Below are 23,697 nucleotides of genomic sequence, written 5' to 3' on the forward strand. Positions count from 1 at the left end.
GGCGCGAACCGGCCGGGAGGAGCCCGGCCCGCGCTCCCCGCGCCCCCGGACGGTCACCGAGGCGTTGCATCTGCCAAGATGCCGTACGTCATGGTGCAGATACCCAGAACGCCCGTGCCGCCCGCGCCGCGGTCCGTGCCCACCAGCGCCGATGTCGCCCGCCTCGCCGGAGTCTCCCGGGCGACCGTCTCCTACGTCCTGAACAACACCAGCGCGGTCCGGATCAGCGAACCCACCCGCCTGCGCGTCCACGAGGCCGCCCGCGAACTCGGCTACGTCCCGCACGCGGCGGCCCGCAGTCTGCGCGCCGGGCACAGCCGGATGGTGCTGATGCCCTCCCCGACGGTCGCCGCCGGCCCCCTGTACAGCCAGTTCGTCCACGACCTCCAGCAGTCGCTCAGCCACCTCGGCTACACCGTCGTCCAGTACGGCGCGAGCGGGCTGCGCGGACAGGAGGCCGTGCGCGCCTGGGCCGAACTGCGGCCGGTCGCCGTCCTCGTGCCGGGCAACGGCATCAGCGCGGAGGGCGTCGCCGTCCTGAAACGCGCCGGGGCCAAGGCCGTTGTCGCCCTCGCCGCCGAACACGTCCCGGGCGGCCACACGCTGATCCTCGATCACACCGACGTCGGCAGGCTCGCCGCCCGCCATCTGTACAACGCCGGCCGGCGCCGGATCGGGGTCGTCGTCCCCACCGAGCGCGGCATGGACATGTTCTCCGCACCCCGGCTCGCCGGTGTCCGCGCGGAGCTGGCCGGGACCGGTGCGACGGTCACCGAGCTGCGGCTCGCCCACACCGAGGAGTCGGCCGTCGAACTCGCCGCCCGCTGGCCGGACTTCGGGCTCGACGGCGTCTTCGGCTACAACGACGAGTACAGCCTCCCGCTGATGCGTGCCCTCCAGGACGAAGGCGTCCGCATCCCCGAGGACGTCGCCGTCGTCGGCGCCGACGACCTCCTGATCGCCCGGCTCGCCCGCCCCCGGCTCACCTCCGTCGCCATCCGGCTGCCCTCCGGGCCCGCCCTCGCGGAGCTGGTCGACCGCGCCGTGCACGCGCCCGGCACCGAGGCCGAGTACCGGGACGCCATCCAAGTCGCCCTGGTGGCACGGGAGTCCAGCTGAATCCCGCGCTGTGAATATGTGTCACGGGTCACCGTGAATCTGTTCGACGGGGCTAGGCTGTTGCGCGCTCAACCAATCGAGGTCCGCGCACTCCATGGGCGTGGACCGCGCGCGCCCGCCGGGCACCGGACGCCCGCGGGCCGCCGTACGGAGCCGCCGAACGGAGAGCCGACATGCCGCTGCTCGACCCCTCGACCTGGCTGACCCACCCGGGCGGGGAGCACCCCGTCGTCGAAGCCGCCACCGGCGAACGGCTCGCCGCCGTCAGCCTCGCGGGCCCCGCGGACGTCGGCGCCGCCACCGAGGCCGCGCGGGCCGCCCAACGGGAGTGGGCCGGTGTACCGCACTTCGCGCGCGCCGCCGTCCTGCGCAAGGCCGGGGACCTGTTCACCGCGCACGCCGACGAACTGCGCGACTGGCTCGTACGCGAATCCGGATCGATACCCGGCAAGGCCGACTTCGAACTCCACGTCGCCGCCCAGGAGTGCTACGAGGCCGCCGCCCTCGCCTCCCGGCCCACCGGACAGCTCCTGCCCAGCGAACAGCCCCGGCTCTCCTACACCCGCCGGGTGCCCGCCGGAGTCGTCGGCGTCATCGCGCCCTTCAACGCGCCGCTGATCCTCTCCATCCGGTCCGTCGCGCCCGCGCTCGCGCTCGGCAACGCCGTCGTGCTGAAGCCCGATCCGCGTACGGCGGTCTGCGGGGGGCACGCGCTCGCGGCGGTGTTCGCCGAGGCGGGGCTGCCGGAGGGGCTGCTGCACGTGCTGCCGGGCGGCGCGGAGACCGGGGCCGCGCTCGTCGCCGATCCCCGGGTGCCCGTCCTGTCGTTCACCGGGTCCACCGGCGCCGGACGCGCCGTCGGGGAACTCGCCGGGCGGCATCTCAAGCGGGTCCACCTCGAACTCGGCGGGAACTCCGCGCTGATCGTCCTTCAGGACGCCGACCTCGACGCCGTCATCTCCACCGCCGCCTGGGGCTCCTTCTTCCACCAGGGCCAGATCTGCATGACCACCGGCCGCCACCTCGTCCACCGCTCGCTCTACGACGAGTACGTCGAACGCCTCGCCGCCAAGGCCGACTCGCTCGCCGTCGGCGACCCCTACCGCGAGCAGGTGCACCTCGGGCCGCTCATCGACGACGGGCAGCTCGCCAAGGTGCACGCGCTGGTCACGGCGAGCGCCTCGGCCGGGGCCAAGCTCGCCGCCGGGGGGACGCACGAGGAGCGGTACTACCGGCCGACGGTCCTCGCCGACGCCGACGACGGCACCCCCGCCTACGCCGAGGAGGTCTTCGGGCCCGTCGCCCCCGTACGGCCCTTCGACACCGCCGAAGAGGCCGTCGCCCTCGCCTCCGCGAGCCCGTACGGCCTCTCCCTCGGCATCGTCACCCCCGATGTGACCCGGGGGCTCGACCTCGCCGCCCGCATCCCCACCGGGATCGTCCACATCAACGACCAGACCGTGAACGACGAGGCCGTCGCGCCCTTCGGCGGGCTCGCCGCGTCCGGGAACGGGGCGCGGTTCGGGGGCGAGGCGAACGTCGAGGCGTTCACGGAGGTGCGGTGGACGACGGTGCGGGGGGATGTGGCGGGGTACCCGTTCTGAGGGTTGTCCTACTCGGTGGCCGAGTCGCCCTTGGCCTGCTGCTCCGCGATCGACTTGCGGACCTCGTCCATGTCCAGCTTGCGCGCCTGTCCGATGACGTCCGTGAGGGCGGCCTCGGGCAGGGCGCCCGGCTGGGCGAAGACGGCGACCTGGTCGCGGACGATCATCAGCGTCGGGATCGACTGGATGCCGAACGCCGCCGCCAGCTCCGGCTGCGCCTCCGTGTCGATCTTCCCGAACACCAGATCCGGGTTCGCCTCCGCCGCCTTCTCGTACACCGGCGAGAAGGCGCGGCACGGGCCGCACCAGGCCGCCCAGAAGTCGATCAGCACGAACTCGTTCTCGGTGACCGTCTTGTCGAAGTTCTCCTTGGTGAGCTCGACCGTGCTGCTCATGGTGTCCAACCTCTTCCGTATGGGGGCATCCGTCCCGGCCAACACGCCCGGGGGTGTCGGTATTCCGGGCCCCTACCCCTGTGGCCCTGCCGTACGCCGCCCAGCAGACTGACCCCATGAGTGAAACGGAAACCCTTCCCTACGACGTGGTGATCATCGGTGCGGGGCCGGTCGGGGAGAACGTCGCCGACCGGACTCGGGCGGCGGGGCTGAGCACCGCGATCGTCGAGAGTGAGCTGCTGGGCGGTGAGTGTTCGTACTGGGCGTGCATGCCGAGCAAGGCGCTGCTGCGGCCGGTGATCGCCCGCGCGGACGCGCGGCGCGTGCCGGGGCTGCGGACCGCCGTCGCCGGTCCGCTCGACGTCCCCGCCGTCCTCGCCCACCGCGACTGGTTCACGTCCGGCTGGAAGGACGACGGGCAGGTCGCCTGGATCGAGGGGATCGGGGCGGACCTGTTCCGGGGGCACGGGCGGCTGAGCGGGGAGCGGACGGTGACGGTCGGCACGAAGACGCTCACCGCGCGCCACGCGGTCGTCGTCGCGACGGGGACGCGGGCCGCGCTGCCGCCGCTCCCCGGGCTCGCTGAGGTGCGGCCCTGGACGAGTCGTGAGGCCACGAGCTCCCAGAGTGTGCCGGGGCGGCTCGTCGTCGTCGGCGGGGGAGTGGTCGCCGTCGAGATGGCCACGGCGTACCAGGCGTTCGGGTCGCGGGTGACGGTGCTGGTGCGGGGGGACGGGGGGCTGCTGCCCCGGATGGAGCCGTTCGCCGGGGAACTCGTCACGGAGGCGCTGCGGGAGGCGGGGGCGGAGATCCGGACGGGGGTCGGCGTCGAGTCGGTGACACGGGAGTCCGGGGTGGTGCGGGTCGCCCTCGACACGGGGGACTTCGTCGAGGCGGACGAGATCCTCTTCGCGACCGGGCGGACGCCGCACACGGACGATCTCGGGCTGGAGACGGTCGGGCTGACGCCGGGGTCCTGGCTGTCGGTGGACGACACCTTGCAGGTCACCGGCACGGACTGGCTCTACGCGGTCGGCGACGTCAACCACCGCGCCCTCCTCACCCACCAGGGCAAGTACCAGGCCCGCATCGCCGGTGCCGCCATCACCGCCCGCGTCTCCGGCGCGCCCCTCGGCCCCGCCCACCACGCCACCGCCGACCACCACGCCGTCCCCCAGGTCGTCTTCACCGACCCCGAGGCGGCCTCGGCCGGCCTGACGCTGGCGGAGGCGGAGTCCGCGGGCCACCGAGTCCGCGCGGTCGACGTCGAGTTCTCGTCCGTCGCGGGGGCGGGGTTGTACGCCGAGGGCTACAAAGGGCGGGCCCGCATGGTGGTCGATGTGGAGGCCGAGATCCTCCGAGGGGTGACCTTCGTCGGCCCAGGAGTCGGCGAACTGATCCACTCCGCCACGATTGCTATCGCGGCCCGCGTACCGATCGACCAACTGTGGCACGCGGTGCCCGCTTATCCGACGATCAGTGAGGTGTGGCTGCGGTTGTTGGAGGCGTATCGCGACAAGTAGGGGGCGCGGACGGGGGGCCTGATCCGGCGCCGGGCAATTCAACCCGGCGCCGCGAAACGGCTCCGCCGACGCGGAGAGGGTGCATACCGGTGGGCTCGTATTCAGCGAGCAACGCGGGAACATCTCCGCTTGCGCGGAGCGCACCCCGCTACTCCCGCAGTAGGCATGTGAAATTCCGGACCACCTCCGCTCGCGCGGAGCGCACCCTTCCCAGCCTGGGCGTTTCATGATGCTTTGCGTTCTCTTTGCTGTGAGCGCACCCCCTGCCGCCCCTCGTCCCTACGGCAACTCGAACCCCAACCCCTCCGCAGCCTCCCCCGGCGTAGCCTGCGTCCATCTCTCCGCCAGGACCTCGTTCGCCGTCAGGGACCTCAGCTCCGCCCGGTCCAGGTACAGCATCCCGTCGAGGTGGTCCGTCTCGTGCTGGACGATTCGGGCCGGCCAGCCGGAGAAGTGTTCGTCGATGGGGTGGCCCTTCTCGTCCTCGCCGGTCAGGTGGATCTCTGAGGGGCGGGTCACCACGGCCTGGTAGCCAGGGACGCTCAAGCAGCCCTCGTAGAAGGTGGCTTGGGTGGGGCCCACCCCGGTGTACGAGGGGTTGATCAGGACCCGGAAGGGCTGGGGGACGCGGGCGCGGGCCTCGCGGATGTCGGCTGGGACGGTCGCGGGGTCCTCGATGACCGCGATGCGCAGGGGGACGCCGACCTGGGGTGCGGCGAGGCCGACGCCGGGGGCGGTGTGCATGGTGAGGCGGAGGGCGTCGATGAGGCGGGCGAGGAGGGCGGGGCTGAGCTGGCCCTCGTAGGGGGGTGTGCCCGCGCGGAGGACGGGTTCTCCGGCGGAGACGATCCGCAACGGGCCGTCCGTGGCGAGGAGTTGCTCGATCTGGTCCGTGAGGCGGCTGTTCGGGGATGGCATGGGGCCAGGATGCCACGGCTCGGGAGATCGTGTGACGCAGGTCACTCAAGCCGCCGGGAACTTACCCACCCCCCACCCCGACTACTGAACCGCAACGGCTGACAGCCACCCGTCCCCAGCCCCCGGAGAACCCCGCCGATGTCCACCGCTCCCTCGACCACGACGGACGAGGCCCCGCAAGACGACGCCGCGACAACCGAGCCGGCGTCGAAGAAGCGAGGTCCCTGGGCGCCCCTGCGCCCCCTCGCCCTGCGGCTGCACTTCTACGCCGGAATCCTGGTCGCCCCCTTCCTGCTCGTCTCCGCGCTCACGGGGCTGCTGTACGCCGCCTCGTTCCAGGTCGAGAAGATGGTGTACGCGCACGAACTCACCATCCCCGTCGGCGACACCAAACTCCCCATCTCCCAGCAGGTCGAGGCCGCCAGGAAGGCGCACCCGGAGGGAACCGTCTCCGCGGTGAGACCCTCCCCGGAGGACGACGCGACGACCCGCGTGATGCTGACCGGCGTGGCGGGCGTCGCCCCCACCCACACCCTCGCCGTGTTCGTGGACCCCTACACCGCGGAGGTCCGAGGCGCCCTGGAGCAGTACGGTTCCACCGGCGCCCTCCCCGTCCGCACCTGGATCGACGAGTTCCACCGCGACCTGCGCCTCGGCGAGAACGGCCGCCTGTACAGCGAGTTCGCCGCGAGCTGGCTGTGGGTGATCTCGCTGGCCGGCGTCGCCCTGTGGTTCTCGCGCCGCAGGGCCCTGCGCAAGGTCCGCGGCACCACGGGCCGCCGCCGCACCCTCGGCCTGCACGGCACCCTCGGCGTCTGGGTCGCCCTCGGCTTCGTGTTCCTCTCCGCCACCGGCCTCACCTGGTCGAAGTACGCGGGCGAGAGCGTGACGGAACTGCGCACCTCCCTCGGCCAGACGACCCCCTCGGTCTCGTCGGCGGCCTCCGGCGGCGAACACTCCGGCCACGGCTCCGCCTCCGCGGCCGGCGGCACCGGCGAGCACGGCGTCGGCCTGGACAAGGTCCTGGCGGCGGCACGGGCGAAGAACCTCGGTGACCCCGTCGAGATAGTGCCCCCGGCGGACGCGGAGTCCGCCTACGTCGTCCGCCAGGTCCAGCGCAGCTGGCCGGAGAAGCAGGACGCGGTGGCCGTGGACCCGGCGACGGGAGAGGTCACGGACACAGTCCGGTTCGCGGACTACCCGGTCCTCGCGAAGCTGACCCGCTGGGGCATCGACCTGCACACCGGCGTCCTGTTCGGGCTGGTCAACCAGATCGCCCTGATGCTGCTGGCCCTCGCGCTGATCGTGATGATCGTCTGGGGCTATCTGATGTGGTGGAAGCGCGGCCGGGGCAGCTCCTTCGGGCGGCCGATCCCGAGGGGCGCGTGGGCCGAGGTCCCGCCCTACGTGCTCGTACCGGCGATGGCGGCCGTCGCCGCGCTCGGCTACTTCGTCCCGCTGCTCGGCATCCCGCTGGCCGCGTTCATCGCGGTGGACGTCGTGCTGGGCGAGATCGCGCACCGGCGGAAGAAGGCCGCGGCGGTCTGAGGCGAGGGGGTGTGCGGGGCTCGGTTCCAGGACGGGAACCGGGCCCCGTCCGTCGTACGCGGCCTCCGTCCGTCGTGCGCCATCCGGGTTCATGTCCTCGGGGCGCCCCCGGTTCATGTCCCCAGCGCCGCCAGTTCCGCGTTCGCCCGCCGGGTCACCTGCTCCAGGACGCGACCCGCCGCCGTGAGTTCCTCCTCGGAGAGGCCGGCGTAGATCCGGGCGGAGACCTCCGCGACCTCGGCGGTGGCCGTCGCGAAGAGGGCGCGGCCGGTGGGGGAGGGGCGCAGGCCGGGGCCGTCGAACTCCAGGTGGCCGCGCGTGACGAGGGAGTCGACGGCCCGGCGGGACCGGGCGGGGTCCTCCTTGAGGTCGGCGGTGAGGCGGGCGGCCAGCTCCTCCGGCGTCGGCGGGAGGTCGGCGGTGTGGGCCGCGCGCAGGGCGAGGTGGTCGAGGAAGGCGAGTCGGTGGCGGTCGAGGACGCGCTCGGCCAGCGCGCGTCCGGCGTAGTGGGCGAGGCCGATCGTGCGGCCGTCGACGGTGGTCATGACTGCTCCTGAGGGGGGTCGTCGTCGGTACGGGGGTCGCCGGAACGGGTGACGGAGCCGGCCGGAGGGTCAGTCGGAGGGCCGGCCGGAGGCTGCTCCAGGGAAGCCGTCAGCGATGCCTCCAGCGGCGTCAGCAGAGGTGTCTCCAGCAGGGCGCGCAGCTCGGCCGCGAACGCTTCCGCCCGCTCGCCGTCCTGCCCCCCGAGGGGTGCGAGCAGCTGGTCGAGAAGGGTCTGGACGACGCCGATCGCGCGTCCGGTGACGGTGCGGCCCTCGGGGGTGAGGGTGAGGCGCATGGCGCGCGGGTCCTTGGGGTCCTTCTCGCGGGCGAGGAGTCCGGCGGACTCCAGGGCGCGGGCGAGTTTGGAGACGTACAGCGCTTCGAGGCCGGTGTGGTCGGCGAGTTGGCGCTGGCTGGGGGTGAGGCCCGTGCGGCGCATGCCGTGCAGGGAGGCGAGGACGACGTACTGCGCGTGGGTGAGGCCGATCGGGGTCAGGGCCCGGTCGACCGCGACGCGCCACTTGTTGGCCAGACGCCAGACCAGATAGCCGTGCGTCGCCTTCTCGTCTCCTGTGCTCATGCCTCGATACTGTACATGGCTACTATGTCCATGGCTAGTATTTTCCACCCCTCACTCTCACGGGCCGCCCCACCCTCGCCCTCATCCCCACGCACCACCCGTTCCCGACGGCAGACGCGACCCCGCCCACAGGTCTAGGTTGTGCCCCATGAGCAACCTTGATCGGGCCCCGGCGCCCGCCGTCTGCGGCGGCCGGGGATTCGTCGTGGCGGAACCGGTCCGCGAACTCCTCACCCCCCGCCGGGTCCAGCTCGGCGGCTCGACCGAAGTCCGCCGCCTGCTGCCGAACCTGGGCCGCAGGATGGTCGGAGCCTGGTGCTTCGTCGACCACTACGGTCCGGACGACATCGCGGGCGAACCCGGCATGCAGGTCCCCCCGCACCCCCACATGGGCCTCCAGACCGTCAGCTGGCTGCACGACGGCGAGGTCCTGCACCGCGACTCCACCGGCAGCCTCCAGACGATCCGCCCCCGCGAACTGGGCCTCATGACCTCGGGCCGGGCCATCAGCCACTCCGAGGAGAGCCCCCGCGACCACGCCCGCCTCCTGCACGGCGCCCAGCTCTGGGTGGCCCTCCCCGACACCCACCGCCACACGGAACCCCGGTTCGAGCACCACGCGGCGCTCCCCGAGGTCACGGCCCCCGGCCTCACCGCGACCCTGATCCTCGGCACCCTCGACGGCGCCGCCTCCCCGGGCGCCGCCTACACCCCGATCACCGGCGCCGACCTCACGTTGGCCGAGGGCACGGACGTCCGCCTCCCCCTGGAACCGGACTTCGAGTACGCCGTCCTCGCGATGTCCGGCGAGACCCACGTGGACGGCGTCCCCGTCCTCCCCGGCTCGATGCTCTACCTCGGCTGCGGACGCACCGAACTCCCCCTGCGCGCGGCCTCCGACGCGAGCGTCATGCTCCTGGGCGGCGAGCCCTTCGACGAGGAACTCGTCATGTTCTGGAACTGGATCGGACGGTCCCAGGAAGAGATCGAGCAGGCACGCCGCGACTGGACGGAAGGGACACGCTTCGGGGAGGTGAAGGGGTACGACGGCGCCCCGCTCCCGGCCCCGGAACTGCCGACGACACCGCTGAAGCCGCGCGGCCGAGTGCGCTGAAGACCGGCCACCCGGGACGCGGCGGCGCCCGGCGGTCCTACGTGAGGCCCTTGCGGCTGAGGTACCGCGCGTGCCCACGCCTTCCCACCCGCTCCATGAACGGGATCGCCCGGTTCGAGAGGCCGGGGGAGAGCGCCATGGCGCGGGAGACGAGGCTGTCACCGAAGGGGAGGAAGACCTCCAGGCGCCGGGTGCGCAGGGCACGTTCGTAGCCGCGTACGACGTCGTCCACGGAGAGGATCTTGCCCACGAAGTTCAGCATGCTGCCGCCGTGCCGCGCCTCGTGCCGCAGCATCGCCGTGTCCACGCCGCTGGGGTAGACGCCGCTCACCGCGACGCCGGTGCCGCGCAGTTCGGCGGAGAGGGCGGCGAGGAAGGCACGCAGTCCCGCCTTGGCCGCCGAGTACGCCGCGGAGCCGGGCAGCGCCAGCACGCCGCCCATGGAGACGGTCGCGAGGACATGTCCCCGGCCACGCGCCCGCATCCCCTCCGTGGCCGCCGCGATGACCTGGAGCGGACTGGCCAGCAGCACGGACAGCTGGGTGTCCAGGTCCGCCGGATCGGCGTCGGAGACCCGGCCCGGGACGACGACCCCGGCGTTGCAGACCAGGACGTCGAGCCGCGCGGACCACTCGCCGCGGACGCGCGCGCACAGCGCCCCGACCTGTGCGCGGTCGGTGGCGTCGCACACGACCGCGATCGTGTCCGCGCCGATGGCGTGCGCCGCCCGGTCGGCCGCCTCCCCGTCCACTTCGACCGCGATGACCTGGAAGCCGCGCCGGGCGAGCATCCGGGACACCCCGAGGCCGATTCCGCCGCCCGCGCCGGTGACGAGGGCCAGGGGCTTGGAGTCAGTGGGCGACATGACGGGAGTCCGTTTCCGAAGTGGTTGCGCGGATGCCGTCGAACATGCCCGGTGACATGTCGGCCCAGCCGAGCCGCCTGGTGAGTGACCGCAGGTACTTCCGGTACGCGCGGATCTCGACGTAGGCCGCGTGGCGGTCGGACCCGACGAACCTGATTCCGCCGGACAGGTCCGGGCGGTCCTCGCGGACGAGCTTCGCGAACCTCGCCGCCCGGTCCGGACGGCGCGACTGGTCGTCGAGGTACTGCGCCATGACCTGGGAGATCCGGTCGAACAGGGTGTACGCGCTGGAGTTGACCTCCAGGAACCCGAGCCCGAAGAGGTTGTGCCGCTCCCGGCTGAAGGCGTTGAGGTACATCTGGGGCCGCCCGCCCTTCCAGGGGAAGTAGTCGGCGGGCACGTAGGGGATGCTCGTGCGGTAGCCGGTGGCGAAGAGGACGAGGTCGATCCGCTCGCGGGAACCGTCGGTGAAGACCACGTCGGCGCCGTCGAACCGCGCGACGCCGGGCTTGGCCGTGATGTCCCCGTGCTGGAGGTGGTGCAGCAGCTGGGTGTTGAGCAGCGGGTGCGACTCGAAGAGCCGGTGATCGGGGCGGGGCAGCCCCCACCGGGAGACGTCGCCGATCATCACGCGCCGGACCACGCCGTAGGCGAGCCGCTCGGCCCAGACCGGAAGCCACTCGGTCTCGTCGGACGGTATGCCGAAGGTGTGCTTGGGGACGAAGTGGTAGCCGCGCCGCGTGCTGATGAACGCCTGGGCGGCGCTGGAGGAGGCGGCGTCGCAGGCGATGTCGGCGCCCGAGTTGCCGAGTCCGACGACCAGCACCCGCCTGCCCGCGAAGAGCGAGGGCTCGGTGTAGTCGACGGAGTGCATGAGCTGTCCGTCGAAGGAGCCGGGCACCTCGGGGGTCACGGAGTCCCAGGTCACGCCGGAGCAGCAGACGACCGCCCGGGCGCGGGTGTCGCCGCGGTCCGTGTGTACCGTCCACGCGCCGTCCTCGTCCTGGCGGACGGCGGAGACCGCGGTGCCGAAGCGGATCGCGTCGCGCAGTCCGAAGGCGTCGGTGAAGGACCGGGTGTAGCGCAGGATCTGTTCCCGGGTGGGGTAGTCGGCGAAGTCCTTCGGCATCGGATACCCGAAGAACCCCGACTTGTCGCGGGACGAGATGAAGTGCGCCGAGCGGTACATGGGGCTGCCGGGGTTGTCGATGTCCCAGATGCCGCCGACGTCGGAATGGCGTTCGAACTGCGTGTAGGGGATCTTCAGGCGTTTGAGGGCCCGGGCCGCGGAGAGCCCGGCGGGGCCGGCTCCGACGATCGCGACGGGCAGGTCGGAGTGTGCCGGGACGACGGGTGGAAGCGTGGTCACGAGGAGGCCGCCTCTCTGGGGGAGCGTGGGGACGAGCGTATCTGGTCACTTGGCCAAGTCAAGTGACCAGAAGTGTTTCCGTGAGGGCTCCGGCCGCTGTGCCGGGCGATTGACCTGGCCGAATGACCAAGTCGGGTCGTGTGGAACGATGAGCCCATGCCCAGCACCCGCTCCCCGCGCCGACGGCCCGACGACGCGCGCCGTACCGAACTGCTCGACGCCGCACGCACCGTGATCGCCCGGGACGGGGTGGCGGCGGCCACCACGCGCCGCATCACCCAGGAGGCGGGGCTGCCGCACGGCATGTTCCACTACTGGTTCTCCGGCAAGGAGGAGCTCTTCGAGGTGATCATCGCGGAGGTGATCGAGGAGCTGCGCGCGACCGCCGTCGCGGTGCCCGGTGCGGCTGCCGCCGAGCCGGGTCCCGGGGTGAAGAGCCGGCTGCGGGCCGCGTTCGAAGTGGCGCGGCGCGACGAGGCGGAGCGGCCGGGCCGTCAGCTGGCCTTCTACGAACTGACCGCTCTCGCGCTGCGCACCCCCGCCCTGCGCGACCTGGCGCGCCGTCAGTACACGGCGTACCGGGAAGCCTCCACCGAGGTGGCGACGGCCTGGATGGCCGAGAACGGTGTCGACCTGCCCGGTGGCGGCGAGGCGCTCGGCGAGCTGCTGGCCGTGGTGATCGACGGCATGATCCTGGCGTGGCTCGCGGACCCGGAGGGCAGCGGTCCCGAGAGGGTGTTCGACCTCCTGGAGGTACTCCTCACGCGGCAGGCCGCCGCCGGAAACGCGACCGGATGCGCCTGATCCGAACCCTCTCGCGCAGATGGTGATCCCGACCGCGCAGAACCCGAACTCCCTTGTGCGGAAAGCGTGCTGGGCGGGTGGGGCACAGGTCCGCTCGGTAGGCTCCGTCGGCGTGGTGGAGAAGATCCGTCTCGCGGACGTCGAGAACGTACCGACGGACGAACTGGTGCCCCTGATCAGCGACCGGTTCGACAACCTGGTCACCGTCGCGATCGCGGAGGCGGTCAGCGGCTACGTCCCGCAGCGCACCCGGCGTCTGCTGCGCAAGGCGGAGTGGCGGCAGGACTGGCAGGACGCCCTGCTGTGCGCCGACGGCGAGCTCCAGGTCGCCACGGAACGCATGCGCTACACCCACGACCCGCGCCTGGAGACCACGGAACACCGGCTGCGCCGGGTGCGGGTGCGGCGCAACGAGGCGAGCGTGCTGGTCAAGAAGCTGCGTCGGCACGACTTCCTGGGCAGCGTGGAGCGCCGGGCGGGCACCGACTCCCGGCTCACCGCGCAGGGCTGGCTCAGGACCGCGTTCCCCGACGAGTACGCCGGCCTCCTCACCCGTGAGCGGAACCGGATCGGCGTCCTGGAGGAGGGCGGCGAGCCGTCGTTCCGGGACGTCCACGAACAGATCGAGTACGCCTGCGCCCACGGCTGGCTCACCGCGCCCCGCAGCCCGGAGGTCGACGGCCTGCTCGCCGCCGCCGACGCCGTCGTACGCCACACCGCGGCCGACGACGCGAAGGACCAGGAGGGGCGCAACGCGGCGCTGCGGCATCCGCTGCTGCTGGGGCGGTGGGAGAACGCGCTGCGGGAGCTGGGGCGGACGACGGCGGTGCGGGCCCGCGCCGAGACCCCGCACGCGCTGGGCGTCCTGCCGGACGACTTCTACGCGCTGCCCCGCCCGGAGGCGACCGGCGTCCTCAACGCCCGCCGCTTCCTCGCCGCGCTCCAGCAGCGCCGGCTCGAATACAAGCGGTACGTCCGCCAGCTCACCCAGGCGCTGCGCGAACGGGCCCGGGAGAACCCGTACGTCCTGGCGGCGGCCGAGGCGAAGGCGGGCGCCAGCGCGCTCCTGGTCGCGCGCCACCCGGGCGAGTACGCGTACGTCCTGGCCGCGCTCGCGCCGTACGAGGAGCGCGACGGGGTGCTGCCCCTGGCGCTCGTCTCCAGCCCCCGGCGGGCCGAGTTGAAGCGCGAGGTCCTCGCCGCGCTGGCGGACGGGACGTGGACGCCGTCCGGGTGAATCCCGTCCGGAGGGGCTGATCGCCCCGGAGCCGTACGCCCCGCCGCGCACAACTCGGCCGCAGCGACGCCCCGATGGTCGACTTGCGGTGATTTGTCGGAAATATAAGCTTTGTTATGTCATCCCCTCTCAAGGAGCTGATTTCCATGGGCATGGAACGCACGTTGCCGACCGAACTGACCGTCCAGGTGGACCATCTGGTGGACGCGCCCGAACAGGACGGCGTCTACCGGGACAGCGCCGAATGCGCGGGCCTCCTTCTCGTCGGCGGTCTGCTGCTGCTCTCGCCGCCGACCCCCCGCCCGAAGCTGCCGGCGAAGAGCTGAGGGGAGCCGCGTTGGCAGAGCAGGCCCAGGAAGCGGTCCCCCTGCACACTGCGGTCGCCGACGCGGCAACCGGGGTCACCCTCGCCCTGCGCGAGGGTGGCCCTTACGCCGTGTCCCGCGTCCTGCGCCCCGAGGACCCCCTGACCCCGGCCGCCGTCCGCGTACTGGGCGCCGACACCCTCGTTCCGTACACCCTGGGCCCCGGCCCGGCCGACGACGACGGGCCCCTCGTCCGCCAGGCTCTCGCCGCCTACCCGCCGACCGCGGGCTCCGCCGTCTCCGCGTGGAGCCACCACGGGCTCGCCGAGGCGGCGCGCACCCTGCTGCCCGGCGCCTGGCCCCGAGGCGGCGTACCCGACACGGACTGGACGGCGCGCGAACCGTGGCCGCGGCTGTCGTACCAGGTGTCGCAGCTCGCCGCCCTCGCCGCGCCCGGACTCGCGCCGGACCTGGAGGAGCGGCTCGCGGAGCGCAGTGTCGACCTGGCGCGCGGCTTCGTGCGCGCGGTGCGCCGGCGCGACTGGCTCCAGGCGGCGGGCGTCGGCCGCTGGCTGGCCCGGCTGCCCGGCGTTCCGGACTCGCTGGGGCTCGACGCGGGCCTCGTCTTCGTCGGCCGGTGGGGCGCCGCCGATCCCCGCGTCGGTCTCCAGGTGGAGGCGGCGCGACGGCTGTTCGGGCCCGGCCGGTGACCGCCGCCGACCTGGACCGCACGGCCGGGCGGGCCCTGCGCTGGCTCGCCGCGCACCGCGACGCCTTCCGCCTCCCGCCCGACGCCACCACCGACGCCGACCGCGACCTCACCTGGAAGCCCCTCGGCGAACTCGCCCAGCTCACCCGGCGGATCGCCACCGGCCACCCCCGCGCGGACCTGCGCGCCGAGGCGGCCGGCCTGTTCGCGTTCACCTGGGCCGAGACCCACGAGGGCGCGCTCTTCGCGGAACTCGTCCACCGCGAACCGCACGCCATCTACCCGGTCGAGATCTACGGCGTCTTCGCCCAGGCCGGACTGCGCCACCCGGTCACCGACGAACTGATCGCCGCCACCACCCGGCTGCGCGCCCGGCGCATCGCCCGCGACACCCCGACCCGCACCCTCGGCCTGCTCATCGCCGAACGCCGCACCGGCGTCACCCCGCACACCGACCCCGCCGCCGAACTCGCCCGCACCTGGCTCGGCGAACGCCCCGAACCCTGGGCCCTGGACCGCCGCACCGCCTACGGGCTCACCCACGACGTCTTCCACGTCACCGACTGGGGCGCCGACCCGACCGGTCTCGACCGGGAGGCCGCCGACTACCTGCGGCTGTGGCTGCCCGCCTGGCTGGACGGCTGGCTCGCCGAGGGCGAGTGGGACCTCGTCGCGGAACTCCTCGCCGTCGGCGCCTGCCTGCCCGGCGCCGATCCGTACGACGCGGCCTGGGCACGGCTCGCCGGGGCCCAGTCGGCGGACGGCGCCGTCCCGGAGCACGAGAACTTCCCCCGGGACTCCTTCCGCGCCTGCTACCACGCGACGCTCGCGACGGCGTTCGCGGCGACGCTGGCCCGCACGGCGCTCGAAGCCCGGGACACCCCCGACGTCCTCTCCGGAAGGAACCCCGCGCGATGACCGTGACGGCAGCCTCTCCGGCCCTGTTGCACCGGGTCGGCGAGCGGGCCCTCGACTGGCTCGACACCAACAGGGACCGCTTCCGGATCACCCCCGAGGACCACGTCTCGGGACTCGCCCTCGGCGAGCGCCTCAAACCCGTCGGCGAACTCGCCGTCAACACCCGGGTGCTGTTCCGCGAGGGCGTCGCCGGGTCCCGGCAGCGGGAGCGGGCCGGGGCCCTCCTCGACTTCGCGTGGCGCGAACTCCTCGACGGCGGCGGCGTGCTGGCGGCCCTCCAGGAACAGGAGCCGCACACACCGGTCGCGCTGGAGGTGTACGTCCCGTTCCACGAGAGCGGCTACCGCCACCCCGGCCTGGAGGAGATGCTCGCGGTCTCCCGGCGCACGCGGAGCTGGGCCGCCGTCGAACGGCCCCCCAACCGGCAGCTCGCCCTGCTCAGCGCCGAACGCCGGATCGGGCTCACCCCGAGCGGCGACTTCGACGAGATCCTCCGCCGCACCTGGCTCGGCCAGCTCCCCGAGCCGTGGTCCGTCCAGCTCCACATCGCCTACGACATCACCCACACCGTCTTCCACGTCACCAACTGGGGCGAGAAGCCGCATGCGATCCCGCCCGACATCGCCGACTACCTCGACCGCTACCTCCCCGCCTGGCTGGAGACCTGGGCCGACCTCGAACACTGGGACCTGCTCGGCGAACTCCTCGTCGTCGACGCCTGCCTGCCCCGGCCGGGGCTCGACGCCGAGATCTGGGAGCGGTACGCGGCGGCCCAGGCGCCGAACGGCGCGATGCCGATCCACCGGGGCATGCCCGAGGGCGACCCCGGCGAGGTCTTCGACCTCCTCCACCACCCCACCCTCGTCGCCGCGTTCGCCTCCGCGATGGCCACCTCACGGGCGCTCGGCTGATGCCGCCCCTCGACGCCCGCCTCACCGAGGCCCTCCAGCTCATCGACGCGCCCGACGCCGTCGTGGGGATCTCCCGGCGCGGGAGGCGGACCGTCGTCGGGTCGGGCGGTGTCGTACGGCCGCTGCGGTACGAACTCGGGTCGCTGAGCAAGACGTTCACCGTGCTGCTGGCGGCGCGGATGGCCGACGAGGGGGTGATCGGGCTGGACGACTCCCTCGCCGCGCACCTGCCCGTGCACCGCACCCCCATCACCCTGCGCCACCTCGCCACGCACACCTCGGGCCTGCCGCGCGTCCCCCACGACCTGCTGCCCGGCGTGCTCCTGCACCCCCGCCGCAACCCCTACACGCGCTACGGCACCGACCAGCTGCTGGCGGCCTTCTCCCGGGCCCGCCTCCGGCACGCGCCCGGCACGCACTGGAACTACTCCAACTTCGGCGTCGCCCTCCTCGGCCAGGCCCTCGCCCGGGCGGCCGGGACCCCGTACCCCGACCTGCTCGCCGAGCGGGTCCTCACCCCGCTGGGGCTGACCCGGACCGGGGCGACTCCCGCGCCCACCGACGCCGTCGGCCACCGCAAGGACGGGGTCACCCGGGTGCCGTGCACCTCGATGGGGGCGTTCGCGCCCGCCGCGTCCGTCCGGGCCACCCCCGCCGACCTCCTCACCTACGTCGAGGCGCACCTCGCCCCCGGCGGTCCGCTCGGACCCGCGCTGCGCCGGGTCGTCGTCCCCCAACTGCGGCGTGGACGGCCCCCGGAGACGCACACCCTGACCTGGTTCCAGCACGACACCGAGCACGGGCCGGTGCTCTTCCACAGCGGGGCCACCTTCGGACAGCAGGCGTACGCCGGGTTCCATCCGGCGTCCGGGACGGCCGTCGTCGCGCTCGCCAACCGCCACCACCGGGGCTGCCGTCTCGTCCCCGTCGCGCACGAACTCCTCCACGCCCTCGCCGCCACCGCCACTCCGCCGGCGGTCCCCGCGGAGTCCGGCCGGGCCGACGCCTGACGGCACCCTCAGCGCAGCCGGGACCAGAGCGAACGCTCCTCGGCGGTCGGCGGGACGTGCGGGACCGGACGCTCCGGATGCCCGGGGCCCGGCAGTCCCGTGCCCAGCGGAGGCGCCGGTGCGGGCGGCTCCGGTGCCTTCTCCGGTGCCTTCTCCGCCGCCTTGGGCGCCGTCTTCTCGTCCAGCACCTCCGGCGTCATCCCCACCGCGAGCGCGCCCATCACCTGCGCGCTTCTGATCAGTTCGCGCACGAATCTCTTCAGGAAGCGCACCACCATCGACCAACCGCCTCACCGCCGGGACCCGTTGGGCCCGCATCCTGTGCGGGCGTCCTCCACGACCGGTCGAGGAGCGCTGGAAACACGCTGATGACGGATCGCCGGACGGTTGTTACAAGCGGGCGCCGGACCGCTACGTACGATGTGGCCGTCCTCGCGGTCACTCCGCGTGGCCGGAAGGAGCGGTGATGCGGTTTCGGCAGGCCGGGGCCTGTGCGCTGCTCGCCGTCTGCCTCGCCGCGTGCGGCAGGCCGGACGGCGGGGTACGGGTCGAGGGCCCGGCGGTGACGGCCGCGCCGTGGACGGGGCCGACGTACATCGGTGACGTGTACGGCAGGGCCTGGCAGCACCCCACCGAGGTCGCCGCGGGCGAGACCGTCTACCTCCAGGGGCTGCGCTGGCAGGGCTGGGGGACGGCCCGGCCGACGTCGACCGGCGTCGCGCAGGACACGGGCTGCACGGCCGGCTGCGCCGACGGGAAGACGGCCGAGTACCGGGTCCGGATCACCCTCAGCGGACTGGTCCGGCGCGGGGACGTCGCGTTCTACGGGCACGCGTCCCTCAAGCCCGTGACACCGCCCGCGCCGTTCTGGGCCGTGGGCTTCGACGACCTGGTCCTTGACGTTCCGGACGAATGAGAGGGGGCAGCCGTGCCCGAGGTACTGCTGGTCGAGGACGACGACCTGATCCGCGAGGCGACCCAGCTCACCCTGGAGGCCCGCGGCTATCAGGTGCGCGCCGCCGCCGACGGGGTCAGCGGACTCGCCCTGTTCCGCGAACGCCGGCCCGACGTCGCCGTCCTGGACATCATGCTGCCCGGACTCAACGGGGTCAGCCTGGCCGGGCGGATCAGGGAGGAGTCGCGCGTGCCGGTGCTGCTGATCTCCGCGCGCAACGACCCGATAGACGTCGTGATGGGCCTGGAGGCGGGCGCCGACGACTACGTCACCAAACCCTTCGACGGGCCCGTCCTGGTCGCCCGTATCCGCTCCCTGCTGCGGCGCGCGACACCCGGCGAGGCGTCCGCCGCGGAGCCCGCCCGACTGCGCTTCGGGGACCTGGAGTTCTGCCCCGCCTCCCTGACCGTCGAACGCGGCGGGGAGCCGCTCGCGCTCACCGCGACCGAACTGAGACTGCTCGGCGAGTTCGCCGCCGCGCCCGGCAGCGTCCTCTCCCGGGACCTCCTCCTCGAACGGGTCTGGGACTACGCCTGGTCGGGTGACACCCGGGTCGTCGACGTCCATGTCCAGCGGCTGCGCGCGAAGATCGGCCGGGACCGGATCGAGACCGTGCGCGGCTTCGGCTACAAACTGCGCACGTGACAAGCCCGTCGACGACGAGAGGTGAACGGACCCGTTGCCCATGAAGCAGACCCGTCGCCCATGAAGAGGCCCGGTTCCAGTCTCGGTACGAAGGTCGCCCTCGCGGTGGCCGTCGCGGCGGCCTGCGTCGCGGGCGCCGTCGGCGTGCTCGTGCACCGGCTCACCGCCGCCGACCAGCTCACCACCGCCCGCGCCGCCTTCGACCGGGAGATGGTCACCGCCGCCTACGACCACGCCGCCGGCCGCCGCACCCCGGCCCGCCTGGACCGCCCCGGCCTGCCGGCGCCGGTCGTCCACGCCGTGCGCGACAAGGTGCGCGTCACCTATCTCCACGACGGCGTGCTGTGGGCGGCGACCCCCGTCGCCGGCGGCAAGGTGCTCTCCCTGCGCCGCTCCTACCGGCCCGAGGAGCGGGCCCTGTCCACGCTCGACCGCACCCTCTTCGCGACCGGCGCCGCCGCCACCGCCGTCGTGTCCCTCGCCGGTCTCCTGCTCGGCATGCGCATGGGCCGCCGGGCCACCGCCGCCGCGCGCACCGCCGAACGCATCGCCGAGGGCGACCTCGACGCGCGCGTCCACCCGCACGGCCACGACGAGATCGCCCGCCTCGCGGCCTCCGTCAACACCATGGCCGACGCGCTCGGCGCCCGCCTCGAAGCGGAACGCCGGGTCACCGCGGACATCGCGCACGAACTGCGCACGCCGGTCGCGGGGATGTCGACGGCGGTGGGGCTGCTGCCGCCGGGGCGGCCGTCGGAGCTGATCGCGGACAGCGTGCGCAAGCTGCGGGGGCTGGTCGAGGACGTGCTGGAGGTGGCCCGGATGGACGCCCAGGTGGTGACCGTCGAGCGGGAGCAGCGGGAGGTCAGCGCGATGGCTCGGCGGGCGGTGTCGGGGCTCGCGGGGGTGACGGTCGAGATCGTGGCGGACGCGGTGGTGCCGACCGATCCGCGGCGGGTGGAGCGGGTGCTGACCAATCTGGCCGCCAACGCGCTGCGGCACGGCGCCGCGCCGGTCGTCGTCACGGTCGACGGGGCTGTCGTGCGGGTGCGTGATCACGGGCCAGGGTTCGCGGACGACCTTCTCGCGATCCTGCACGCGTCCGGGCCCCAGCGGTTCCGGACGGGGGCGCGGACGGGCGGCACGGGGCTCGGGCTGACCATCGCGACCGGTCAGGCGCGGTTGCTGGGGGCGCAGTTGACGTTCCGCAACCATCCCGAGGGGGGTGCGGAGACGGAGTTGAGGCTGCCCGCGGGGGAATGAGGCCGGGGAGGACGGCGGGTGGGGCGTCAGCTTTCGTGCACCTTGTTCTGGCGTTCCGCCTCGTCCTTCGCCAGCACCGTCAGCAGTGAGGCGACCGTCAGGCCGGCCTCGGCGGGGTGGCGGAGGATCTTCGTGGGGTCGATGTCGTAGTCGTTGCCCCGGCCTCTGCGCGTGTGCGACAGATAGCCGTCCTGTTCGAGATCCGCGATGATCTTCTGCACGGCGCGCTCGGTGAGCCGGCAGCGGGCCGCGATGTCACGGATGCGGGCGCTGCGGTTGTCGGCGATGGCGGCGAGCACGCGCGCGTGGTTGGTGAGGAACGTCCATCCCGCGTGCGACTCGGGCACCCCATCCACTGCGGCCATACGTCGATCCTACGGCTGTGTGTTCACGTGTCCAAAAGCGCGAACCTGAATTCCGGTATCCCTTGACGGGTGGTGCGGTCGGCACAACTCTGGGGAAGGGAACCCGTAAGCGAGTACCCACGGAGAGGCAGCCATGCCCGACCCGACCGTACCGACACGAAACCGGCACACCCCGCCCTCGGTGAGCGCACGCCGCGACGGCGACCGGGCCGTCGTGAGCGTGGGCGGCGAACTGTGCCTGGACGACAGCGAGTCACTGGAACAGATCCTGCGCGCTGCGCTGCGCGAACCGGTCCGGCGGCTCGAACTCGACCTCGGCGCACTGGAGTTCTGGGACTGCTCGACACTGAACGTGCTGCTGACGGTCCGCCGGCAGGCCCTCGCCGACGGCAAGTCGCTCACCGTCACCGCCGTGAGCCCCGTCGCGGAACGCCTGCTGGCCCTCACCGACACCCGCTCCCTGCTCGTCGAGGACGACGAACTGCGCCGCGAGGTCGTCCAGCTCCGCCGCGCCCTGCGGACCCGCCCCGACATCGACTTGGCCAGAGGCATCCTGATGGCGTCCTTCGGGCTGAGCCCCGACGAGGCGTGGAACGTCCTGGTGAAGGCGTCCCAGAACACCAACACCAAGCTGTACCGCCTCGCGTCGAACGTCGTGACCACCGTCCAGGGCGAGCCCTTGCCGGAGCCGGTCCGCCACCACCTCACGAAGGCCGTGGCGAGCGTGAGCGACTCCGGGGCGGGCGGGGGCGGTTGACCCGAGGGCGCCGAAGCGTCTCGGCCAACTTCCTCGCGGAGAAGCTCACGTCTGCGCGCCGGGCCCGTCCGGGACCCGGGCGAGCTCGGGCGAGGCCGTGTCCAGCGGGACCGACGCGGCGCGCACGAGGCCCAACTGGACGTTCTGGCGCGGAAGTACGGCGTCCAGCAGCCAGTCGGCCGCGACCCGGGCCCGGTTGCCGGGCAGCGCGGCGAGGTGGTAGCCGCGGGTGACGATCCCGGCGGGGAGCCCGGACAGCGGGAGCCCCAGCGGGTCGGCCGCCGCCCGGCCCCCGCCGAGGTCGACCACGAACCCCAGGTCCTTGTGGCGGTACGGCGTCTGCGGGCGGCCGGTGAACGACGCGGCCACGTTCTCCGCCGCCACCTTCCCCTGCCGCCAGGCGTGCTGCGCGGTCATCGCCGTGAACTCACCCGGCCGGTCGGTGTCCGGGACGGCCGCCACGTCCCCGCACGCGAACACCTCCGGCCTGCCCGGCACCTGGAGGGTCGGCTCGACGAGGACACGGCCCCGTTCCAGGGGGAGACCGAGTGACTCGGCGAGCGGATCGGGGCGGACCCCCACGCACCACACGAGGGTGCGGGTCGGGACGAACTCGCCGTCCGTCAGGAGGACTCCGTCCCGCTTCGCCTCCGTCACGGACGTACCCGTCCGTACCTCCACCCCCCGCTCGCCCAGTACCCGCGTCGCCGTCCGGGACAGCCTCTCGTCCAGTTCCGGGAGGATGCGCGGGGCGGTGTCGAGGAGGAGCCAGCGGACGGGCAGGGCCTCGTGGCGGGGGCGGGAGCGTTGCAGGGCGTCCGTGAACAGGCGGCCCTGGGCGGTGACTTCGGTGCCCGTGTAGCCCGCGCCGACGACCACGAACGTACAGCGGGCCGCCTGCTCGTCCCGCTCCGTCGCGGCCAGTTCCAGCTGCCGGGTGATGTGGTCGCGCAGGTACAGCGCCTCGGGGAGGCCGCGGAAACCGTGCGCGCACTCGGCGACGCCGGGCACGGGCAGGAGCTTGTTCACGCTGCCGACGGCGAGGACCAGACGGTCGTACTCCAGAACCCCCGTACCGCCCTCCGGGTCCAGGTAGCGAACGGTCCGGGCGTCGAGGTCCACACGGTCGGCCTCGCCGAGGACGAGGCGGGCGTCGCGCAGGGTGCCGGGGAGGGAGACGGTGATCCGCCTCGGCTCCAGGACGCCGGTCGCCACCTGGGGGAGCAGCGGCAGGTACAGGAAGTGGTCCGTCGGGTTGAGGACGGTGATGTCGGCGCGTCCGCGTGCGGCGCGCGCGAGGTGACGGGCCGCTCGGTATCCGGCGAAGCCGGCTCCGACGATGACGATACGAGGGCGGCTCATGAGGGCTCCTGGGGTTCGGCGTCGCCACGGGGCGCGGTCAGATCGGGCGTTGGCGGGGGTCGGGGGTGGATTCCGGCTGGGGCGTGGTGACCGTGGGGGTCTGGGTGCCGGGGCCGCCGGTCGGCATGGGGCCGCGCAGGGCGTCCTCGCGGTGCAAGGCGCGGAGTCCGGCCTCGGGGCCCGGGGCGGTCGTCGGGGGGTGGGGGCGGGCCGAGCGGTGCAGGAGGCGGGCGGCCACGGTGAGGGCCGCCGCGATGAGCAGGGCCGCCGCCCAGGCGGAGAAGGTCCGGGCGAGAGTCAGCGCGAGGAGGAGCGTGAGCGCCGCGCCCGCGTACAGGACGGGGGCACCGGACAGCGCCGCCTTGCGGTGCCGTCCGCCCGTCCGTTTCCCGGGCGTCTCGGTCGGTTCCCCGGGTGCGGGGTCTGCGGGGTGTTCGGGACGGTCCGTGTGTTTCATGGGCGCCGGGTACCCCTGGGGAAAGGGCCGTAACGCGGTGGACCGCCCGGGATGAACATGCAGGTCAGGGGCAGGGCGTGCTGCTCCTCGCCGCCGAGCCCGCGTGTTTCCCGGTGTCGGGGCGCGGGGCGCGGGTACCCGGGGGGCTTCCGGTGACGCGTGCCGGAGGGAAGGAGCAGGACCCATGGGACTGGGAGGATGCCTCGCCCTGATCGCCGTAGGAGCGATCCTCACGTTCGCCACGGACTGGCAGGTGGAGGGCGCCGACCTCGATCTGATCGGGGTGATTCTCATGGCCGTCGGCCTGATCGGCACGGTCACCTTCGCGAGCATCGCCCGCCGCAGGCGGCTGATCGTCCCGCCGTCGAGCCCGCTCGTCGACGACCGCGACACCCGCCCGTACGAGTGAGGAATCCCG

General features: G+C 73.3%; 27 protein-coding genes. 17 read left to right on the forward strand and 10 right to left on the reverse strand.

Features of this window, described 5'->3' with window-relative positions:
• Positions 1–78 precede the first annotated feature (78 nt).
• Positions 79–1,119: a LacI family DNA-binding transcriptional regulator gene (locus ABZX85_RS21945; protein WP_355870993.1), complete on the forward strand. Its 1,041-nt coding sequence runs from the start codon at positions 79–81 to the stop codon at positions 1,117–1,119.
• A 173-nt stretch (positions 1,120–1,292) separates the two neighbouring features.
• Positions 1,293–2,723 (forward strand): benzaldehyde dehydrogenase, encoded by a 1,431-nt coding sequence (locus ABZX85_RS21950; RefSeq protein WP_355870996.1) that lies wholly within the window; start codon positions 1,293–1,295, stop codon positions 2,721–2,723.
• An 8-nt stretch (positions 2,724–2,731) separates the two neighbouring features.
• On the opposite strand, the gene trxA is transcribed toward ABZX85_RS21950, so the two are convergent.
• A complete protein-coding gene (gene trxA / locus ABZX85_RS21955; RefSeq protein ID WP_355870998.1) occupies positions 2,732–3,118 on the reverse strand; it encodes a thioredoxin in 387 nt (128 codons plus the stop codon).
• Positions 3,119–3,234: 116 nt separating this feature from the next.
• Here trxA and ABZX85_RS21960 point away from each other — a divergent pair, with 116 nt between their 5' ends.
• On the forward strand, positions 3,235–4,641 hold the full coding sequence (locus ABZX85_RS21960; RefSeq protein WP_355871001.1) for an NAD(P)/FAD-dependent oxidoreductase: 1,407 nt from the start codon (positions 3,235–3,237) through the stop codon (positions 4,639–4,641).
• Positions 4,642–4,920: 279 nt separating this feature from the next.
• On the opposite strand, the gene ABZX85_RS21965 is transcribed toward ABZX85_RS21960, so the two are convergent.
• Positions 4,921–5,559 carry a peptide deformylase gene (locus ABZX85_RS21965; RefSeq protein ID WP_355871004.1) on the reverse strand — a complete coding sequence of 213 codons (639 nt, stop codon included), beginning with the start codon at positions 5,557–5,559 and terminating at the stop codon, positions 4,921–4,923.
• A gap of 138 nt (positions 5,560–5,697) precedes the next feature.
• Between ABZX85_RS21965 and ABZX85_RS21970 the strand changes: the two genes are divergently transcribed.
• Positions 5,698–7,107 carry a PepSY domain-containing protein gene (locus ABZX85_RS21970; RefSeq protein ID WP_355871007.1) on the forward strand — a complete coding sequence of 470 codons (1,410 nt, stop codon included), beginning with the start codon at positions 5,698–5,700 and terminating at the stop codon, positions 7,105–7,107.
• Between the two features lie 113 nt (positions 7,108–7,220).
• Here the strand turns inward: ABZX85_RS21970 and ABZX85_RS21975 are convergent, their stop codons facing one another.
• Together ABZX85_RS21975 and ABZX85_RS21980 are read right to left on the reverse strand one after the other, a co-directional pair.
• Positions 7,221–7,652: a MarR family transcriptional regulator gene (locus ABZX85_RS21975; protein ID WP_355871010.1), complete on the reverse strand. Its 432-nt coding sequence runs from the start codon at positions 7,650–7,652 to the stop codon at positions 7,221–7,223.
• Positions 7,649–8,233 carry a MarR family transcriptional regulator gene (locus tag ABZX85_RS21980; RefSeq protein ID WP_355871013.1) on the reverse strand — a complete coding sequence of 195 codons (585 nt, stop codon included), beginning with the start codon at positions 8,231–8,233 and terminating at the stop codon, positions 7,649–7,651. Before ABZX85_RS21980 ends, ABZX85_RS21975 begins: the two co-directional genes overlap by 4 nt.
• A 148-nt stretch (positions 8,234–8,381) precedes the next feature.
• Here ABZX85_RS21980 and ABZX85_RS21985 point away from each other — a divergent pair, with 148 nt between their 5' ends.
• Entirely contained in the window at positions 8,382–9,347 is a 966-nt protein-coding gene (locus ABZX85_RS21985) for a pirin family protein (RefSeq protein WP_355871016.1), read from the forward strand.
• Between the two features lie 37 nt (positions 9,348–9,384).
• On the opposite strand, the gene ABZX85_RS21990 is transcribed toward ABZX85_RS21985, so the two are convergent.
• Both ABZX85_RS21990 and ABZX85_RS21995 read right to left on the reverse strand, forming a co-directional pair.
• Positions 9,385–10,212 (reverse strand): SDR family oxidoreductase, encoded by an 828-nt coding sequence (locus tag ABZX85_RS21990; RefSeq protein WP_355871019.1) that lies wholly within the window; start codon positions 10,210–10,212, stop codon positions 9,385–9,387.
• A complete protein-coding gene (locus ABZX85_RS21995; RefSeq protein WP_355871022.1) occupies positions 10,199–11,581 on the reverse strand; it encodes an NAD(P)-binding domain-containing protein in 1,383 nt (460 codons plus the stop codon). Before ABZX85_RS21995 ends, ABZX85_RS21990 begins: the two co-directional genes overlap by 14 nt.
• Before the next feature lie 156 nt (positions 11,582–11,737).
• Here ABZX85_RS21995 and ABZX85_RS22000 point away from each other — a divergent pair, with 156 nt between their 5' ends.
• The 7 genes from ABZX85_RS22000 to ABZX85_RS22030 all read left to right on the forward strand — a co-directional run bounded on the left by ABZX85_RS22000 (position 11,738) and on the right by ABZX85_RS22030 (position 17,475).
• Positions 11,738–12,385: a TetR/AcrR family transcriptional regulator gene (locus ABZX85_RS22000; protein WP_355871024.1), complete on the forward strand. Its 648-nt coding sequence runs from the start codon at positions 11,738–11,740 to the stop codon at positions 12,383–12,385.
• 112 nt (positions 12,386–12,497) lie between these two features.
• Entirely contained in the window at positions 12,498–13,622 is a 1,125-nt protein-coding gene (locus tag ABZX85_RS22005; protein ID WP_355871027.1) for a hypothetical protein, read from the forward strand.
• Between the two features lie 146 nt (positions 13,623–13,768).
• Positions 13,769–13,948: a hypothetical protein gene (locus ABZX85_RS22010; protein ID WP_355871030.1), complete on the forward strand. Its 180-nt coding sequence runs from the start codon at positions 13,769–13,771 to the stop codon at positions 13,946–13,948.
• 11 nt (positions 13,949–13,959) lie between these two features.
• Positions 13,960–14,637 (forward strand): hypothetical protein, encoded by a 678-nt coding sequence (locus ABZX85_RS22015; RefSeq protein ID WP_355871033.1) that lies wholly within the window; start codon positions 13,960–13,962, stop codon positions 14,635–14,637.
• On the forward strand, positions 14,634–15,554 hold the full coding sequence (locus ABZX85_RS22020) for a hypothetical protein (protein ID WP_355871036.1): 921 nt from the start codon (positions 14,634–14,636) through the stop codon (positions 15,552–15,554). Before ABZX85_RS22015 ends, ABZX85_RS22020 begins: the two co-directional genes overlap by 4 nt.
• Entirely contained in the window at positions 15,551–16,465 is a 915-nt protein-coding gene (locus tag ABZX85_RS22025) for a hypothetical protein (RefSeq protein WP_355871039.1), read from the forward strand. The genes ABZX85_RS22020 and ABZX85_RS22025 overlap by 4 nt, the downstream gene beginning before the upstream one ends.
• On the forward strand, positions 16,465–17,475 hold the full coding sequence (locus ABZX85_RS22030; protein WP_355871042.1) for a serine hydrolase domain-containing protein: 1,011 nt from the start codon (positions 16,465–16,467) through the stop codon (positions 17,473–17,475). The genes ABZX85_RS22025 and ABZX85_RS22030 overlap by 1 nt, the downstream gene beginning before the upstream one ends.
• Positions 17,476–17,483: 8 nt before the next feature.
• Here the strand turns inward: ABZX85_RS22030 and ABZX85_RS22035 are convergent, their stop codons facing one another.
• A complete protein-coding gene (locus ABZX85_RS22035; RefSeq protein ID WP_355871045.1) occupies positions 17,484–17,726 on the reverse strand; it encodes a DUF6059 family protein in 243 nt (80 codons plus the stop codon).
• A 215-nt stretch (positions 17,727–17,941) separates the two neighbouring features.
• On the opposite strand from ABZX85_RS22035, the gene ABZX85_RS22040 reads away from it, so the two are divergent.
• The 3 genes from ABZX85_RS22040 to ABZX85_RS22050 are packed head-to-tail and all read left to right on the forward strand — an operon-like array spanning position 17,942 to position 20,338.
• Positions 17,942–18,391: a hypothetical protein gene (locus ABZX85_RS22040; protein ID WP_355871046.1), complete on the forward strand. Its 450-nt coding sequence runs from the start codon at positions 17,942–17,944 to the stop codon at positions 18,389–18,391.
• A 12-nt stretch (positions 18,392–18,403) separates the two neighbouring features.
• On the forward strand, positions 18,404–19,075 hold the full coding sequence (cseB, locus tag ABZX85_RS22045; protein WP_355871049.1) for a two-component system response regulator CseB: 672 nt from the start codon (positions 18,404–18,406) through the stop codon (positions 19,073–19,075).
• 60 nt (positions 19,076–19,135) lie between these two features.
• Positions 19,136–20,338, forward strand: a complete 1,203-nt coding sequence (locus ABZX85_RS22050; RefSeq protein ID WP_355871051.1) for a HAMP domain-containing sensor histidine kinase — start codon at positions 19,136–19,138, stop codon at positions 20,336–20,338.
• A 26-nt stretch (positions 20,339–20,364) separates the two neighbouring features.
• Here the strand turns inward: ABZX85_RS22050 and ABZX85_RS22055 are convergent, their stop codons facing one another.
• A complete protein-coding gene (locus ABZX85_RS22055) occupies positions 20,365–20,694 on the reverse strand; it encodes a helix-turn-helix domain-containing protein (RefSeq protein WP_355871446.1) in 330 nt (109 codons plus the stop codon).
• Positions 20,695–20,836: 142 nt separating this feature from the next.
• Between ABZX85_RS22055 and ABZX85_RS22060 the strand changes: the two genes are divergently transcribed.
• A complete protein-coding gene (locus ABZX85_RS22060) occupies positions 20,837–21,460 on the forward strand; it encodes an ANTAR domain-containing protein (protein WP_355871054.1) in 624 nt (207 codons plus the stop codon).
• A gap of 45 nt (positions 21,461–21,505) precedes the next feature.
• On the opposite strand, the gene ABZX85_RS22065 is transcribed toward ABZX85_RS22060, so the two are convergent.
• Both ABZX85_RS22065 and ABZX85_RS22070 read right to left on the reverse strand, forming a co-directional pair.
• Positions 21,506–22,822 carry an NAD(P)/FAD-dependent oxidoreductase gene (locus tag ABZX85_RS22065; protein WP_355871057.1) on the reverse strand — a complete coding sequence of 439 codons (1,317 nt, stop codon included), beginning with the start codon at positions 22,820–22,822 and terminating at the stop codon, positions 21,506–21,508.
• A gap of 37 nt (positions 22,823–22,859) precedes the next feature.
• Positions 22,860–23,279, reverse strand: coding sequence for a hypothetical protein (locus tag ABZX85_RS22070; protein ID WP_355871060.1), 420 nt, complete (start codon positions 23,277–23,279; stop codon positions 22,860–22,862).
• A gap of 184 nt (positions 23,280–23,463) precedes the next feature.
• On the opposite strand from ABZX85_RS22070, the gene ABZX85_RS22075 reads away from it, so the two are divergent.
• Complete coding sequence (locus ABZX85_RS22075) at positions 23,464–23,688, forward strand: DUF6458 family protein (RefSeq protein WP_355871063.1); 225 nt, start codon at positions 23,464–23,466, stop codon at positions 23,686–23,688.
• The last annotated feature ends 9 nt before the right edge of the window (positions 23,689–23,697 follow it).

This window comes from Streptomyces sp. NPDC004539, from assembly GCF_040610055.1.
Taxonomy (GTDB): Bacteria; Actinomycetota; Actinomycetes; order Streptomycetales; family Streptomycetaceae; genus Streptomyces.